The sequence below is a fragment of the Pseudomonas sp. B21128 genome, assembly GCF_044218865.1.
GTDB classification, from domain to species: Bacteria; Pseudomonadota; Gammaproteobacteria; order Pseudomonadales; family Pseudomonadaceae; genus Aquipseudomonas; species Aquipseudomonas iridis.
Window position 1 is genome coordinate 1,543,471 of sequence record NZ_CP162590.1, and the last position, 15,628, is coordinate 1,559,098.

At 60.0% G+C, this 15,628-nt stretch carries 14 protein-coding genes; 7 read left to right on the forward strand and 7 right to left on the reverse strand.

What is annotated here, in order from left to right; genetic code table 11:
• Positions 1-62 precede the first annotated feature (62 nt).
• Together AB4P91_RS06790 and AB4P91_RS06795 are read left to right on the forward strand one after the other, a co-directional pair.
• Positions 63-1,961 (forward strand): FTR1 family protein, encoded by a 1,899-nt coding sequence (locus AB4P91_RS06790; protein WP_150593496.1) that lies wholly within the window; start codon positions 63-65, stop codon positions 1,959-1,961.
• 137 nt (positions 1,962-2,098) lie between these two features.
• Positions 2,099-2,554, forward strand: a complete 456-nt coding sequence (locus tag AB4P91_RS06795) for a YaiI/YqxD family protein (protein ID WP_042561689.1) — start codon at positions 2,099-2,101, stop codon at positions 2,552-2,554.
• Positions 2,555-2,684: 130 nt separating this feature from the next.
• Here AB4P91_RS06795 and elbB read toward each other — a convergent pair whose 3' ends face one another.
• Together elbB and AB4P91_RS06805 are read right to left on the reverse strand one after the other, a co-directional pair.
• Positions 2,685-3,353, reverse strand: a complete 669-nt coding sequence (elbB, locus tag AB4P91_RS06800; RefSeq protein WP_042561688.1) for an isoprenoid biosynthesis glyoxalase ElbB — start codon at positions 3,351-3,353, stop codon at positions 2,685-2,687.
• A gap of 290 nt (positions 3,354-3,643) precedes the next feature.
• Entirely contained in the window at positions 3,644-4,294 is a 651-nt protein-coding gene (locus AB4P91_RS06805) for a DedA family protein (RefSeq protein WP_150593498.1), read from the reverse strand.
• Between the two features lie 207 nt (positions 4,295-4,501).
• On the opposite strand from AB4P91_RS06805, the gene hemB reads away from it, so the two are divergent.
• Both hemB and ppk1 read left to right on the forward strand, forming a co-directional pair.
• Positions 4,502-5,515 carry a porphobilinogen synthase gene (gene hemB, locus AB4P91_RS06810; RefSeq protein WP_150593499.1) on the forward strand — a complete coding sequence of 338 codons (1,014 nt, stop codon included), beginning with the start codon at positions 4,502-4,504 and terminating at the stop codon, positions 5,513-5,515.
• 18 nt (positions 5,516-5,533) lie between these two features.
• The gene (ppk1, locus tag AB4P91_RS06815) at positions 5,534-7,759 is read left to right on the forward strand and encodes a polyphosphate kinase 1 (protein ID WP_115146609.1); all 2,226 of its coding nucleotides are present in this window, start codon (positions 5,534-5,536) and stop codon (positions 7,757-7,759) included.
• A 255-nt stretch (positions 7,760-8,014) separates the two neighbouring features.
• Here ppk1 and ppx read toward each other — a convergent pair whose 3' ends face one another.
• From ppx to AB4P91_RS06840, 5 genes are all read right to left on the reverse strand, one after another.
• Complete coding sequence (ppx, locus tag AB4P91_RS06820) at positions 8,015-9,517, reverse strand: exopolyphosphatase (RefSeq protein ID WP_150593500.1); 1,503 nt, start codon at positions 9,515-9,517, stop codon at positions 8,015-8,017.
• Between the two features lie 236 nt (positions 9,518-9,753).
• A complete protein-coding gene (locus AB4P91_RS06825; protein ID WP_395604528.1) occupies positions 9,754-10,491 on the reverse strand; it encodes an amino acid ABC transporter ATP-binding protein in 738 nt (245 codons plus the stop codon).
• Positions 10,478-11,128: an amino acid ABC transporter permease gene (locus AB4P91_RS06830; RefSeq protein ID WP_150593502.1), complete on the reverse strand. Its 651-nt coding sequence runs from the start codon at positions 11,126-11,128 to the stop codon at positions 10,478-10,480. Before AB4P91_RS06830 ends, AB4P91_RS06825 begins: the two co-directional genes overlap by 14 nt.
• Positions 11,125-11,793 (reverse strand): amino acid ABC transporter permease, encoded by a 669-nt coding sequence (locus AB4P91_RS06835; RefSeq protein WP_047304094.1) that lies wholly within the window; start codon positions 11,791-11,793, stop codon positions 11,125-11,127. The genes AB4P91_RS06830 and AB4P91_RS06835 overlap by 4 nt, the downstream gene beginning before the upstream one ends.
• 21 nt (positions 11,794-11,814) lie before the next feature.
• Positions 11,815-12,600, reverse strand: a complete 786-nt coding sequence (locus tag AB4P91_RS06840; protein WP_395604529.1) for a transporter substrate-binding domain-containing protein — start codon at positions 12,598-12,600, stop codon at positions 11,815-11,817.
• 255 nt (positions 12,601-12,855) lie between these two features.
• Between AB4P91_RS06840 and AB4P91_RS06845 the strand changes: the two genes are divergently transcribed.
• The 3 genes from AB4P91_RS06845 to rho all read left to right on the forward strand — a co-directional run bounded on the left by AB4P91_RS06845 (position 12,856) and on the right by rho (position 15,521).
• A complete protein-coding gene (locus AB4P91_RS06845; protein WP_150597863.1) occupies positions 12,856-13,563 on the forward strand; it encodes a FadR/GntR family transcriptional regulator in 708 nt (235 codons plus the stop codon).
• A gap of 120 nt (positions 13,564-13,683) precedes the next feature.
• Entirely contained in the window at positions 13,684-14,013 is a 330-nt protein-coding gene (gene trxA, locus AB4P91_RS06850) for a thioredoxin TrxA (RefSeq protein WP_003206727.1), read from the forward strand.
• Between the two features lie 248 nt (positions 14,014-14,261).
• A complete protein-coding gene (gene rho / locus AB4P91_RS06855; protein WP_042561678.1) occupies positions 14,262-15,521 on the forward strand; it encodes a transcription termination factor Rho in 1,260 nt (419 codons plus the stop codon).
• The last annotated feature ends 107 nt before the right edge of the window (positions 15,522-15,628 follow it).

Consider the following 15,628-nt stretch of genomic DNA (forward strand, 5'->3'; position numbering starts at 1 on the left):
TTGAGTGAATCGTCGTCGAAGTGAACAATATGTAACTTCGTATTTCCATTTGAGAATCATTCATGACTGCCTCGTCCCGCTTCCTGGCTTGGCTGGTGTTTCCGTTGTTCGCCCTGAGCAGCTTCAACCTGCTGGCCGACACCGTGGAAGGCGCGCCGCAAGCGCTGCACCTGCTTGATTACATCAGCGCTGACTACCCGCCAACGGTAGCCGCGGGCAAAGTCATGGATGACTCCGAATACCGCGAACAGCTGGAATTCACCCAAGCGCTGCAAGGCTTGATCGCCAACCTGCCGGCCAAACCCGAGAAAGCTGCGCTGGAGCAGGGCGTCGATGCGTTGCATGCAGCCATTACCGCCAAGCAGGACGGCGCCGAAGTGGCCCGTCAGGCGCGGCAACTGGGGGCGAAACTGGCGGTGGCGTATGAAGTGAGCCAGGCGCCGATCATCACCCCGGACCCAACCCGTGGTGCGCCGCTCTATGCGCAGAATTGCTCGGTGTGCCACGGCGATACAGGCGCCGGTGACGGCCCGGCAGGTCTGGGGCTGACACCGGCGCCCGCCAATTTGCGTGATGCGGCGCGCATGGATCATCTCAGCCTGTACGCGATCTACAGCACGCTGGGCCAAGGCGTCGAAGGCACCGACATGCCGGCGTTTGCCGATCAGCTCGATGATCGCCAGCGTTGGGATCTGGCCACTTACATCGCCGGGTTCAGTGCCGATGCAGCGGCGGCCAAATCCGAAAAGAATTACAACATCGCTGATCTGGCGCGCCAGACACCGACCGAAGTGCAGGCCGCCGAAGGCGCGCAAGCCGCCGCGACCTTCCGCGCTCAGCGTGCGCAGCCGCCGCAGGTCAAACGTGGCCCGGCGCAGTTGCTCGACTACACCGCTGCGACGCTGGACAAGAGCCTCGCGGCCTACCGCGCGGGTGAGCACGATCAGGCCTACGACCTGTCGGTGGCGGCGTATCTGGAAGGGTTCGAGCTGGTCGAGAGTTCGCTGGATAACGTCGACGCCAACGTACGCAAGGACACCGAAAAATCCCTGATGGCCTATCGGCAGTCGTTGCAGGATGGCTTGCCGGTCGCGCAGGCCGAGCAGCGTCTGGACGCCGCCAAGGCGAAGCTGAAAGAGTCCGCCGGGTTGCTCGGCAGCGACGGTTTGAGCTGGTCGCTGAGCTACATCTCCGGCCTGCTGATTCTGCTGCGCGAAGGTCTGGAAGCGATTCTGGTGCTGGCGGCGATCCTCGCGTTCCTGCGCAACACCGGTCAGCAGTCGGCCGTGCGCAGCGTCAACGTCGGTTGGGGTTTGGCGTTGCTGGCCGGTCTCGGTACCTGGGCGCTGGCGGCGTATGTGATCGACGTCAGCGGCTCGCAGCGCGAATTGCTCGAAGGCGCCACGGCGCTGTTCGCCAGCGTGATGGTGCTGTGGCTCGGCGTGTGGATGCACGACCGTCGGCACGCGGCAGCCTGGCAGGATTACATCAAAAGCAGTCTGGTCGGCGGTGGCGGGCGTTTCGGCTTTGCGATCCTGGCGTTCTTTTCGGTGTATCGCGAGCTGTTCGAAGTGATCCTGTTCTACGAAACCCTCTGGCTGCAGGCTGGCCCCGCCGGGCATGACGCCGTGCTGGCCGGTGGCGCGACTGCACTGGTGCTGCTGGTCGGGCTCGCATGGGTGATCTTGCGCGGTTCGGCGAAACTGCCGCTGACGCTGTTCTTCAGCATCAACGCCGCGCTGCTGTGTGCGTTGTCGGTGGTGTTTGCCGGGCATGGTGTCAAGGCGCTGCAGGAAGCCGGGATCTTCGGTACGCGGCCAGTGCCGTTTTTCGATTTCGATTGGCTGGGGATTCACGCCGATGCGTATTCGCTGGCGGCACAGGCGGTGGCGATTCTGGCGATTGTTGTGTTGTATGGGCGTAGTTGGGTGGCGGAGAAGAAGCGGGTTTCTGCTGCTTGATTGTGTGATCCTGAAAAGATCGCAGCCTGCGGCAGCGCCTACAGGGGGATAGAGGTGATCACACTATTTGTGACCCACCGAAAACCCTGTCGGCGCTGCCGAAGGCTGCGATCTTTTGCTTTTAAGAGGTAAACAAAATGCGTGTATGGATCGATGCCGACGCCTGTCCGCGGGCGGCAAAGGATCTGGTGGTGAAGTTTGCCCTCAAGCGACAGTACGAAGTGGTGCTGGTGGCCGGGCAGCCGCAGACCAAGCCGGGGCTGGCCATCGTCAAGTTGATTGTGGTGCCGAGCGGCCCGGACGCGGCGGACGATTATCTGGTCGAGCACGCGGTGCCCGGTGAGCTGGTGATATGCAGCGATATTCCGCTGGCCGATCGGCTCGTGAAGAAGGGCGTGGCAGCGCTGGATCCGCGTGGCAAGGAGTTCGACGAGAAGAACATGGGTGACCGGTTGGCGGTGCGCAACCTGTTCACCGATCTGCGCGAGCAGGGCCAAATGAGCGGCGGCCCTGCGCCATTCGGCGATCGCGAGAAGCAGGCGTTTGCCAATGCGCTGGACCGCATCCTGACTCGCCTTGCTCGCAAACCCTGACTCTGCACAAATCCAATGTGGGAGCGGGCCTGCTCGCGAAGGCGTTGTATCAGACAACATTGAGTTGAATGACACACCGCTTTCGCGAGCAAGCTCGCTCCCACATTTGGTTTTTTGTGCTGCCGGGGTATCAGGCGTCGTTCTCGTGGGTCAGTTCGAGCACACGGTCGACCAGTTTGTTGATCCCCGAGGCCGCTTCGCTGATGTTCTGCGCCAGCATGTACGCCGGAGTCGTCACCAGTTTGCGCGCCTTGTCTTCGATGATGTCGGTCACGGCGCAGTCTTCGTGGGTGGCGCCCATCTTGTTCATCGCCGTGGCGGTGTCGGCATCGTTGCCGATGGTGCAGGTTACGCCCGGGCCGTAGATTTTTGCCGCGAGTGCCGGCGAGATGCAGATCAGCCCCACCGGTTTGCCCGCTTCGGCAAATGCCTCGGCCAAGGCCAGCACGTCCGGCTGCACAGTGCAGCCGGCGCCTTCGATGGCGAAATTCGAGAGGTTCTTCGCCGCGCCAAAACCGCCGGGCACGATCAGCGCATCGAAGTCTTCGACGTCGGCTTCGCGGATGTCCTTGATATTGCCGCGAGCAATGCGCGCCGATTCCACCAGCACGTTGCGCGACTCGGGCATTTCCTCGCCAGTCAGGTGATTGATCACGTGCAATTGCGAGATGTTCGGGGCGAAACACTGCACCTGCGCGCCGCGTTGATCGAGGCGCAGCAGGGTAATGACGCTTTCATGGATCTCGGCGCCGTCGTAAACGCCACTGCCGGACAGGATCACTGCGACTTTTTTGCTCATGGTTTTCTCTCCAGATTCATAGCGCTAAATGTCCACTAATTTATCGCGGGTTGCCATAGGGTTCATGGGCGGCGACCCTTGGGATCAGCCTCAAGACTCACGCCGTCCAAGTATCGGACACAGCATGCACAGAGCGCTTTCTACATGGATCGCAACGACGGCGGGGTGTTCATTATTTGAGTAGACTGTTCGGCTCGCGCCAGGAAGAGGGCGACGATGAACTGATGATTTTCGGGAGGAACCACACTGCTGTGCGCAGTGTGGGATGGCGGGCGCCACCCGCCAGCGAGTTACTCGGCTGGCGTCTTGGGTTCAGCGGGATTGGCCAGTTCGACTTGCTGCAACTGCGCGGCTTTTGCGGCTTGCTCGTCGGCGTAGATCTTCCTCGCCAGACGGGCATTCTTGAAGCGGCGACGCAGCCACAGGCCAACACCCAGTACCAGTAGGGCGCCGAGGACCCACAGTTCGTATTTTTTGATGCTGCCAAGCATGCCTTCCAGCACTGCGCCGAAATGGTAAGCCGCAGCCGCCAGCGCGGTGGCCCAGATGGCTGCGCCGATGCCGTTCAGCAGCAGATAACGCCCCGGTGGATAACCCGACAGGCCGATCGCCACGGGCATCACCGTGCGCAAGCCATACACGAAGCGGAAGCTCAGGACCCAGATGTCAGGATGCTTACGAATGTGCTCCAGCGCCCGATCGCCCATCAATTGCCAGCGCGGTTTGCGCGCGAGTAATTTGCGCCCGTGCTTGCGCCCCAGGAAGTACCACAGCTGATCACCGGCATAACTGCCGCAGAACGCCACGACGACCACAATATTGATGTCCATGTAGCCACGGAACGCAAGGAAGCCCGCGAGCACCAGAATGGTTTCGCCTTCGAAGAACGTCCCGAGAAACAGGGCAAAGTAGCCAAAGTCATGCAGAAATTGTTGGAGCATTGTCTGGGTGCTGGCGAAATGAACGCGCAGCCTAACCCTTCGGGCACATTCATGAAAGTGTCCAAATGTGTCTCGACGTGAACTATTCCTGCACTGACAATGGAATGCGGCTACATGTCACGGTGCACGCACAACTGTCATCTGTTCGTCATAATGGCCGTCTATAACTGTCACGCTCGCCCGTTTGCGCGGGCTCAGGAGTCCGCCGTGAGCTTTACCCCCGCCAATCGTCTGTTCCCTGCAACCCGCCTGCGTCGCAACCGTCGTGATGATTTTTCGCGTCGGCTGGTGCGGGAAAATGTGCTGACGGTCGATGACCTGATCCTGCCGGTGTTCGTGCTCGACGGTGAAAACCGCCGCGAAGCCGTGGCGTCGATGCCGGGCGTAGAGCGGTTGACGATTGATCTGCTGCTGGAAGAAGCTGCCAAATGGGTCGAGTTGGGGATTCCGGCGCTGGCCTTGTTCCCGGTGACGCCACCGGAACTGAAATCTCTCGACGCTGCGCAAGCCTGGAACCCGCAGGGCATTGCCCAGCGCGCGACCCGCGCTCTGCGGGATCGATTTCCCGAGCTGGGCGTGATCACCGACGTCGCCCTCGATCCGTTCACCACCCACGGTCAGGACGGCATCCTCGACGAAGACGGCTATGTGCAGAACGACATCACTGTCGATGCGCTGGTCAGGCAAGCACTGTCCCATGCCGAAGCCGGCGCGCAGGTTGTCGCGCCATCGGACATGATGGACGGGCGCATCCAGGCGATTCGTGAAGCGCTGGAAATTGCCGGTCACGTCAACGTGCGCATCATGGCCTACTCGGCCAAGTACGCCAGCGCCTATTACGGCCCGTTCCGCGACGCCGTGGGTTCGGCCGCGAACCTGGGCAAGGCGAACAAGGCCTCCTATCAGATGGACCCGGCCAACAGTGACGAAGCGCTGCACGAAGTCGGTGCGGACTTGTCTGAAGGCGCGGACATGGTCATGGTCAAGCCGGGCATGCCGTACCTGGACATTCTTTTCCGGGTAAAAGATGCCTTCAAGGTGCCGACCTTCGTCTATCAGGTCAGTGGCGAATACGCCATGCACATGGCGGCGATCCAGAATGGCTGGTTGAGCGAAGCGGTGATTCTCGAATCACTGACCGCCTTTAAACGTGCTGGCGCTGATGGCATCCTGACTTACTTTGCTGTCCGTGCCGCTCAATTGTTACGAGAGCAGAAATAGCCCTCCCAGGAACATTCCATGAATACCGAAGGACTCACTGAAGTTGCCGTAAAAGAAGCTCAGCCGGTGGTCGAACAAATCACCGAAACCCCGCCGGAACTGGAGCCAGCGCCACCCGCGCCGGTCACCGAAACCGCTGCGGCGGTGCCGGCGATCGCCATTCCCGGCCTGGATGACAGCAGCCTGTACATCCACCGTGAGCTCTCGCAATTGCAGTTCAACATCCGCGTGCTCGAACAGGCGCTGGACGAGTCCTATCCGTTGCTCGAGCGGCTGAAGTTCCTGCTGATCTTCTCCAGCAACCTCGACGAATTCTTCGAAATTCGCGTCGCCGGCCTCAAGAAGCAAATCACCTTCGCCCGCGAACAGGCCGGTGCCGATGGCTTGCAGCCGCATCAAGCCTTGGCTCGCATCAGCGAATTGGTGCACGGCCATGTTGATCGCCAATACGCGATCCTCAACGACATTCTTTTGCCGGAGCTTGAAAAGCATCAGGTCCGTTTCATCCGTCGCCGCAACTGGACGACCAAGATCAAGACCTGGGTGCGCCGTTATTTCCGCGACGAGATCGCGCCGATCATCACCCCGATCGGCCTCGACCCGACGCACCCGTTCCCGTTGCTGGTGAACAAGAGCCTGAACTTCATCGTCGAACTGGAGGGCATCGACGCCTTCGGCCGTGATTCCGGTCTGGCGATCATCCCGGCGCCGCGTTTGCTGCCGCGCATCATCAAAGTGCCGGAAGAAGTCGGCGGCGCTGGCGACAACTATGTGTTCCTCTCGTCGATGATCCACGCTCACGCCGATGACCTGTTCCAAGGCATGAAGGTCAAGGGCTGCTACCAGTTCCGTCTGACTCGAAACGCTGACCTGGCACTCGATTCCGAAGACGTCGAAGACCTGGCGCGCGCGCTGCGTGGCGAGCTGTTCTCGCGTCGTTACGGCGACGCGGTGCGTCTGGAAGTGGCCGACACCTGCCCGAAACACCTGTCGGATTACCTGCTCAAGCAGTTCAACCTGAGCGAGACCGAGTTGTATCAGGTCAATGGCCCGGTCAACCTGACGCGTCTGTTCAGCATCACCGGCCTGGACAGCCATCCGGAGCTGCAATACACGCCATTCACTCCGCAGATCCCGAAACTGCTGCAGAACAGCGAGAACATTTTCAGTGTGGTCAGCAAGCAGGACATCCTGTTGCTGCACCCCTTCGAGTCGTTTACTCCGGTGGTCGACCTGCTGCGTCAGGCCGCGAAAGACCCGCACGTTCTGGCTGTGCGTCAGACCCTGTATCGCTCCGGCGCCAACTCGGAAATCGTCGATGCGCTGGTGGATGCCGCGCGTAACGGCAAGGAAGTGACGGCGGTCATCGAGCTGCGCGCACGCTTCGACGAAGAGTCCAACCTGCAACTGGCCAGCCGTCTGCAAGCGGCCGGTGCGGTGGTGATCTACGGCGTGGTCGGCTTCAAGACCCACGCCAAAATGATGTTGATCCTGCGCCGTGAGCAGGGCGAGATTGTGCGTTACGCGCATTTGGGTACCGGTAACTACCACGCCGGCAACGCCAAGCTCTACACCGACTACAGTCTGCTGACCTCCGACGACGCCTTGTGCGAAGACGTCGGCAAACTGTTCAGCCAGTTGATCGGCATGGGCAAGACGTTGCGCATGAAGAAGCTGCTGCACGCGCCGTTCACCCTGAAAAAGGGCATGCTCGACATGATTGCCCGCGAAACCCAGTTCGCTGTCGAAGGCAAACCGGCGCACATCATTGCCAAGTTCAACTCGCTGACCGATCCGAAGATCATCCGCGCGCTGTACAAGGCCAGCCAGTCCGGTGTGCGCATCGATCTGGTGGTGCGTGGCATGTGCTGCCTGCGGCCGGGTATCGCCGGGGTTTCGCACAACATTCACGTGCGCTCGATCATCGGTCGCTTCCTTGAGCACACCCGGGTGTTCTACTTCCTCAATGGCGGCGAGGAGCAGATGTTCCTCTCCAGCGCCGACTGGATGGAGCGCAACCTCGACAAGCGCGTCGAGACTTGCTTCCCGGTGGAAGGCAAGAAGCTGCTGACCCGGGTGAAGAAAGAGCTGGAGCTGTACCTGACCGACAACACCCACAGCTGGAGCCTGCAGTCGGATGGCCGTTACATCCGCAACACGCCAACGGGTAACCAGAACCCGAGGAGTGCGCAGGCGACGTTGTTGGAGCGGTTGGGTAGCCCGATTCTGCCGGTGAGCAGCTGAGGGCTGAAAGTCAAAAGCCCCTCACCCTAACCCTCTCCCCGAGGGAGGGGGGACTGACCGAGCTGAGTGGTCGAGCTACGCCGACCTGAGATATCGAGTCGAACACAGATTTGAAAAGCACGAAGATCGGCCCCCTCTCCCTCGGGAGAGGGTTGGGTGAGGGGCATTGATCTCACGCACACCACTAAATCCCAGCCGAACACCCAATAAAAAAGGCGATCCAGAAGGATCGCCTTTTTTGTCCCAGCCAATTACTCAGTGAACCGTGAGAACAATCCCCACCCGCGTCAGCCAATCAGCCTCAAGCCCGAAATCCGCCTGAGTCAGCTGATTTTCATCCAGCCAGTTCTGCGGAAATTCCACATCAAGGTTATTGCCTTTGGCATGCAGCACCACCTGCGGCATCGTCTGCGTACCACGGATGTGGTGGAACAGGATCGCAAAGCGCAGCAGCACGCAGAGGCGGATCAGCTTGTCGCCGTCGGCACCAAAATCGGCAAACTTGTCCTTGGGGATATTGCGGCGATGGCCGCGCACCAAAAGGGCGAGCATCTGCTGGTCTACGCGGGAGAACCCGGCCAGATCAGAGTGTTCGATCAAATAGGCGCCGTGCTTGTGATAGTGGTAGTGAGCGATGTCGAGGCCGACTTCGTGCACTTTCGCGGCCCAGCCCAGCAGTTCACGCCAGATGCCGTCATCCAGCTCCCAGTCAGCGGCGACTTGATCGAACGCGTGCAAGGCTTTGCGCTCAACCCTGGCCGCTTGTTGCAGGTCAACGTGATAACGCTCCATCAACGAGGTCAGGGTGCGTTCGCGCACGTCTTCGTGATGATGACGGCCAAGCAGGTCGTAGAGCACGCCTTCACGCAGCGCGCCGTCGCAGTGATCCATGCGTTGCAGTTCGAGGGCGTCGAAGATCGCTTCGAGAATCGCCAGGCCTGCCGGGAAAATCGCCCGACGGTCAGGTTTGATGCCATCGAAATCGATTTTGTCGACATCGCCCAGCTTGAACAGTCGGCGTTTGAGCCAGGCCAGGCCTTCGGCATTCACTTCGCCAGTGCCGTGCCCGCCGGCCTTCAGCGCCAGGCCAATGGCACGAATGGTGCCGGAGGAGCCGATGGCTTCATCCCAGGTCAGGCGGTGCAGGGCGTGTTCGATGCTCATGATCTCCAGCCGCGCCGCGGTGTACGCCTGGGCGTAACGGGCCGGGGTGATCTTGCCGTCCTTGAAGTAGCGCTGGGTGAAGCTGACGCAGCCCATTTGCAGGCTTTCACGCAGCAACGGTTCAAAGCGCTGACCGATGATGAATTCGGTACTGCCGCCGCCGATGTCGGCGACCAGACGCTTGCCCGGGGTGTCGGCGAGGGTGTGCGACACACCCAGATAAATCAGCCGCGCTTCTTCGCGGCCGGAGATAACTTCCACCGGATGACCGAGGATTTCTTCGGCGCGATGAATGAATTCAATGCGGTTGCGCGCTTCACGCAGGGCGTTGGTGCCGACGATCCGCACGGCGCCCAGCGGCATACCGTTGATCAGTTGGGCAAAACGCTTGAGGCAATCGAGGCCACGTTGCATCGACTCTTCGTTGAGCTGGCGCTGGTCGTCGATGCCGGCGGCCAGTTGGACTTTCTCGCCGAGGCGCTCAAGGATACGGATTTCGCCGTTCTGCGCCTTGGCCACGACCATGTGAAAGCTGTTGGAGCCCAAGTCGATGGCAGCGATCAGGGACAGATTCTTGGCTTTGGATTGCGGCATGGTCAGGGGGTCTCGGTCGATAACCCCGACATCGTGCCACGATCAACGGCTGACGCCAACGCGCACGGTTCAAACCCTTGATCTGACACAGGAATGCAGGTGACCGCTGCGCGGTCAATCGCGGGCAAGCCCGCTCCCACAGGTTTTGGCGTCGAATGCACAATCGTGTTCCTGCATAGAACCGTGTGGGAGCGGGCTTGCCGCGATGAGGCCTTAAAAGCCCCTGCATCTCTTTTTCAGGCCACCGCTTCAACCGTGCCAATGAAATTCGCCAGCTCCGCCGTTTGCGGATTGGCAAACAACACTTTCGGATCCCCCACTTCATGCACCTTGCCATGGTGCATGAACACCAGTTTGTCCCCAACCTCACGGGCAAAGCGCATCTCGTGGGTGACCATGATCAGCGTCATGCCTTCTTTGGCCAGTTGCCGAACCACGGCGAGCACTTCATTGACCAGTTCCGGGTCCAGCGCCGAAGTGATCTCGTCACACAGCAGCACTTTCGGCGACATCGCCAACGCCCGGGCAATCGCCACGCGTTGCTGCTGCCCGCCGGACAGCCGATCCGGGAACGCATCAAATTTTTCGCCCAGGCCGACACGCTCCAGCATCTTGCGCGCCAGCTCGGCAGCCTTGGCCTTCGGCACTTTTTGCACCACTTGCGGGGCGAGCATGACGTTTTCGCCAACGGTCAGGTGCGGGAACAGGTTGAACTGCTGGAACACCATGCCGACTTTCTGCCGCAAGCTGCGCAGGTCGGCGCGGGCGGCGTCGAGGTATTCGCCATCGACTTCAATCACGCCGTCATTGATCGACTCCAAGCCGTTAAGCGTACGCAGCAGGGTCGATTTGCCCGAGCCGCTGCGGCCGATGATCGCCACGACCTGGCCTTCCTCGACGCTGAGGTCGATGCCTTTGAGGACGTGGTGATCGCCGTAGTATTTATGCAGGGCGGAAATTCTAAGCAGAGGCATGCAGTCTCCTTTCCAGGTAGCGCGCACTGAGGGACAAGGGGTAGCAGAGCAGGAAATAGCCGAGGGCAACGAGGCCGTAGACCATGAACGGTTCGAACGTGGCGTTGGCGAGCATGCCGCCGGTCTTGGTCAGTTCGGTGAAGCCGATGATTGAGGTCACGGCGGTGCCTTTGACCACTTGCACCGAGAAACCCACGGTCGGCGCCACGGCAATGCGCAGCGCTTGCGGCAGGATCACGTAGCGCAATTGCTCCAGCGGATTAAGCGCCAGGCTCGATGAGGCTTCCCATTGGCCAGTGGGGATCGCCTCGACGCAACCGCGCCAGATCTCCGCCAGATAGGCGCTGGTGAACAAGGTCAGGGCCACCGCTGCCGCCATCCACGGCGAAATCTCGATCCCGGCCAGCGCCACGCCGAAGAACACCAGAAACAGTTGCATCAACAGCGGCGTGCCCTGGAACAGCTCGATCCAGGTGCGGGCGATATTGCTCGACAAGGAGTTTTTCGAGATGCGCATGATCAGGATCAGCAGCCCGACGATACCGCCGCCAATAAACGCCACCAGCGACAATGCCAGCGTCCATTGCAGACCGGTGAGCAGGTTGCGCAGGATGTCCCAGAACGTGAAGTCGCTCATTGGCTGCTCCTCGAAATGTAGCGACGGCCGAGCCAATTGAGCAATTGGCGGATCAGCAGCGCCATGCACAGATAGATCAGCGTGGTCAGCGCGTAGGTTTCAAAGGCGCGGAAGTTGCGCGACTGAATGAAGTTGGCGGCAAAGCTCAGCTCCTCGGTGGCGATTTGCGAGCACACCGCCGAGCCGAGCATGACGATGATGATCTGACTGCTCAGGGCCGGCCAGACCTTACCCAGCGCCGGCAGCAGCACCACGTGGCGGAACGCTTCGAAGCGCGTCATCGCCAGTGCCGCTGCGGCCTCCAGTTGCCCACGCGGGATAGCCTGAATGCCGGCGCGAATGATCTCGGTCGAATACGCCCCAAGGTTGATGACCATCGCCAGCACGGCTGCTTGCCACTCTGAAATCTGCACACCGAGGGACGGCAGGCCGAAAAAGATGAAAAACAACTGCACCAGAAACGGCGTGTTGCGGATCAATTCGACATAGACACCAAAAATCGCCGAGAACGGACGGATGTTCCACGCCCGTACCAGCGCCCCGACAATGCCCACGCTCACCCCAAGCAATGCGCCGATGGCCGTCAGCTCAAGGGTGAACAGCGCGCCGCGTAGCAGCAGGTCGGTGTTTTCCACCACCGGCATGAAATCGAACTGGTAAGCCATGAGGTTCTCCCGCGCAGTCGATCAGAGATCGGCCGGCAGCGGCTCTTTCAGCCAGGTCTGCGAGTTCTTTTCCAGCGCGCCATCAGTTTTGGCGGCGTTGAGGATGTCGTTGACCCTGGCCAGCAGCGCCGCTTCGTTCTTGTTCACGCCAACGTAGACCGGCGAATCCTTGAGCTTCACTTTCAGCGCCGGCACCCGTTTCGGGTTCTTTTCACTGATTGCGACCATCACCACGTTGCCGCTGGCAATCAGGTCGACCTGGCCTGCGAGGTAAGCGGCGATGGTCGAGTTGTTGTCTTCGAAGCGCTTGATGGTCACGCCTTCAGGGGCGACTTTGCTCAGTTCGATGTCTTCGATGGCGCCACGGGTGACGCTGATGGTTTTGCCCTTGAGGTCGTCGAGGCTGGTGATCGCCGCGTCCGGTGGGCCGAACACGGCGAGGTAGAACGGTGCGTAGGCGCGCGAGAAGTCGATGACTCTCTCGCGTTCGGGGTTCTTGCCCAGGCTGGAAATCACCAGATCGACCTTGCCGGTGGTCAGAAAGGGAATGCGATTGGTGCTGTTGACCGGGGTGAGTTCGAGTTTTACCTTGAGCTGATCGGCCAGCAGTTTCGCCGTGTCGATGTCCAGGCCACGGGGTTTCATGTCCGGGCCGACCGAGCCGAACGGCGGGAAGTCCTGCGGCACGGCGACTTTCAGCGTGCCGCGTTTGACCACGTCGTCGAGACCGTCGGCGTGAGCGGGCGCCTGGCACAACAACAGGCCGGCAAACAGGGAGGCGAGAAGGGCGCTGTAACGCAGGGTCATGGACAATCTCCGGATCGGCGGGAAGGATTTTCTGCGATCGGACAGAGCATGGGCCGTGCCAATACGCCGCTTTCGCCCCGGCACGCCGCAGTTTCAGCGGGTTTGCTCGGTCTTACTGGTCTGAACAGTCAGGTAGTTTTTCGCACTGCGATAGCGCATCGCTCAGGTTCGCCGAACCCCGCTGGGGCACGACTTGCCGGACTGGGCGAATAGCTTTACAACTAGCCGCACATTGGCCTGGTACGTCTGAAAATCATGAACTCGATCTCCCGCGCCGTCCCCGAAGTGGCGCTGCAAGCGATCCGCAAATTGATCACCGAACAGGGCTTCGCCGCGGGCGATGCCTTGCCGTCGCAACGTGATCTGGCGCTTCAACTGGGCGTCAGCCGGGCGTCGTTGCGTGAGGCGCTGTCATCGTTGAGTGCGCTGGGTTTGGTCAGCATTCAGCCGGGCAAGGGTGTGTTCGTGCAGTCGCCGGTGGAGTTGCCGCGTGGGGAGATTGCCGGGAGCTGGCCCTTCGCGGCGCAGGCCTCGCCGCTGGATATCTTTCAATTACGCTATGCCCTTGAAGGCTTTGCGGCGGGGTTGGCGGCGGTGACATTGAGCACTTCTGATCTGGATGCACTGGAAGACAATGTCGCCGCCATGCGCGAGCAATTGCGATGCGGTGACTTCGAAGCCGCGGCGAAGCTGGATTTCGAATTTCACCGACGAATCCTGCTGGCCAGCGGTAATCAGGCGATGCTGAGCATCCTTACTGTCAGCGCCGAGATCTTTCTGGAGAGTCAGAAACTACCGTTCATCCGCGCCGAACGCGCCATGGAAACCTGGCAGGAGCACCGCAAGATCCTTCGCGCACTGGCCCGCCGTGCCTCGGGTGCAGCGCAAAAAGCCATGCAGGAACACGTGCGCAACGCCGCACTGCGCACCGGAATCGCCTTCATTGCTCCCACCAGCGCTTGACTTGAGCTATACCCAAACTCATGAGGCACCATAGCAAGACTCAATCATCTGCGGCTTCCTGAACCGGAGCGGGGCGGATATGATGGGCCACGTTTTTTTGCTTACAACCTGGAGAATTCCATGAGCAGCGATCTTATCAAACACGTTAGCGACGCTAGCTTCGAAGCCGACGTACTCAAGGCCGAAGGCGCTGTACTGGTCGACTACTGGGCTGAATGGTGCGGCCCTTGCAAAATGATCGCTCCGGTTCTGGACGAAATTGCCGAGACTTACAAAGGCAAACTGACCGTTGCCAAACTGAACATCGACGAGAACCAGGAAACCCCGGCCAAGCACGGCGTACGTGGTATCCCGACGCTCATGCTGTTCAAGAACGGCAACGTTGAAGCGACCAAAGTCGGCGCCCTGTCGAAGTCGCAACTGGCTGCTTTCCTCGACGCCAATATCTAAGCGTTGCAGCAAAGTGCCTGAAAAAAAGCCCCGCAATTAGCGGGGCTTTTTGCGTATTCAGGGCTAGACGCTCCGAAACTCAGGTGGTACATTCGGCCCCGCACTGGTTTCTCCAATGCCCCCTGCTAGCCGTCGCCGACGCACTCCTTTTCGAATAAGTACGCGATCCTGTCGCCTTCTCTGCGGCGCGGCCTCATTAAGCCAAAAGCTTAATTTCCCCCCTCCATAAATGATTACGTCATTCCTATATGAATCTGACTGAACTCAAGCAAAAGCCGATTACCGAACTGCTCGAATTGGCCGAACAGATGGGCATAGAAAATATGGCCCGTTCGCGCAAGCAGGACGTGATTTTCTCCCTGCTGAAAAAGCACGCTAAAAGCGGCGAGGAAATCTCCGGTGATGGCGTGCTGGAGATTCTCCAGGACGGCTTCGGCTTCCTGCGCTCCGCTGACGCTTCCTACCTCGCCGGCCCGGACGATATCTACGTCTCGCCGAGCCAGATCCGCCGCTTCAACTTGCGCACCGGTGACACCATCGTTGGCAAGATTCGCCCTCCGAAGGAAGGCGAGCGGTATTTCGCTCTGCTCAAGGTCGACACGATCAACTTCGATCGCCCGGAGAACGCGAAAAACAAGATTCTCTTCGAGAACCTGACCCCGCTGTTCCCGACCGTGCGCATGAAGATGGAGGCCGGCAACGGTTCCACCGAAGACTTGACCGGTCGTGTGATCGACCTGTGCGCTCCGATCGGCAAAGGCCAGCGCGGTCTGATCGTTGCACCGCCGAAAGCCGGTAAAACGATCATGCTGCAAAACATCGCAGCGAACATCGCCCGTAATAATCCTGAAGTTCACCTGATCGTATTGCTGATCGACGAACGTCCGGAAGAAGTGACCGAAATGCAGCGCACCGTGCGCGGCGAAGTGGTTGCCTCGACCTTCGACGAGCCGCCGACCCGTCACGTCCAGGTTGCCGAAATGGTGATCGAGAAGGCCAAGCGCCTGGTCGAGCACAAGAAAGACGTGGTGATCCTGCTTGACTCCATCACCCGCCTGGCCCGTGCCTACAACACCGTGATTCCGAGCTCCGGCAAGGTATTGACCGGTGGTGTCGATGCTCACGCCCTGGAGAAACCAAAGCGTTTCTTCGGTGCTGCGCGCAACATCGAAGAAGGCGGCTCGCTGACCATTATCGCCACCGCGCTGGTTGAAACCGGCTCGAAGATGGACGAAGTGATCTACGAGGAGTTCAAGGGTACTGGCAACATGGAACTGCCTCTGGATCGCAAGATCGCCGAGAAGCGTGTGTTCCCTGCGATCAACATCAACCGTTCCGGCACCCGCCGCGAAGAGTTGCTGACCGCCGACGACGAACTGCAGCGTATGTGGATTCTGCGTAAGTTGCTGCACCCGATGGACGAAGTCGCGGCCATCGAGTTCTTGATCGACAAGCTGAAAACGACCAAGACCAACGACGAGTTCTTCTTGTCGATGAAGCGCAAGTAATACCAGCGCTGTTCAAAAAGACGCCCCGAAAGGGGCGTTTTTTTTTGCGCGCCATTATTTGTGTATGGATTGAAACGAAGGCTGCTGATAACTTTCGCGCTTTCAGG

What these genes read in the sequence shown, in the direction of transcription:
- AB4P91_RS06825 (WP_395604528.1), bottom strand. Translation starts at nt 10,491, where the DNA reads ATGCCTCTGCTTAGAATTTCCGCCCTGCATAAATACTACGGCGATCAC.
- AB4P91_RS06795 (WP_042561689.1), top strand. Translation starts at nt 2,099, where the DNA reads ATGCGTGTATGGATCGATGCCGACGCCTGTCCGCGGGCGGCAAAGGAT.
- AB4P91_RS06805 (WP_150593498.1), bottom strand. Translation starts at nt 4,294, where the DNA reads ATGCTCCAACAATTTCTGCATGACTTTGGCTACTTTGCCCTGTTTCTC.
- AB4P91_RS06845 (WP_150597863.1), top strand. Translation starts at nt 12,856, where the DNA reads ATGAACTCGATCTCCCGCGCCGTCCCCGAAGTGGCGCTGCAAGCGATC.
- AB4P91_RS06830 (WP_150593502.1), bottom strand. Translation starts at nt 11,128, where the DNA reads ATGAGCGACTTCACGTTCTGGGACATCCTGCGCAACCTGCTCACCGGT.
- AB4P91_RS06790 (WP_150593496.1), top strand. Translation starts at nt 63, where the DNA reads ATGACTGCCTCGTCCCGCTTCCTGGCTTGGCTGGTGTTTCCGTTGTTC.
- AB4P91_RS06840 (WP_395604529.1), bottom strand. Translation starts at nt 12,600, where the DNA reads ATGACCCTGCGTTACAGCGCCCTTCTCGCCTCCCTGTTTGCCGGCCTG.
- ppk1 (WP_115146609.1), top strand. Translation starts at nt 5,534, where the DNA reads ATGAATACCGAAGGACTCACTGAAGTTGCCGTAAAAGAAGCTCAGCCG.
- ppx (WP_150593500.1), bottom strand. Translation starts at nt 9,517, where the DNA reads ATGCCGCAATCCAAAGCCAAGAATCTGTCCCTGATCGCTGCCATCGAC.
- trxA (WP_003206727.1), top strand. Translation starts at nt 13,684, where the DNA reads ATGAGCAGCGATCTTATCAAACACGTTAGCGACGCTAGCTTCGAAGCC.
- rho (WP_042561678.1), top strand. Translation starts at nt 14,262, where the DNA reads ATGAATCTGACTGAACTCAAGCAAAAGCCGATTACCGAACTGCTCGAA.
- AB4P91_RS06835 (WP_047304094.1), bottom strand. Translation starts at nt 11,793, where the DNA reads ATGGCTTACCAGTTCGATTTCATGCCGGTGGTGGAAAACACCGACCTG.
- elbB (WP_042561688.1), bottom strand. Translation starts at nt 3,353, where the DNA reads ATGAGCAAAAAAGTCGCAGTGATCCTGTCCGGCAGTGGCGTTTACGAC.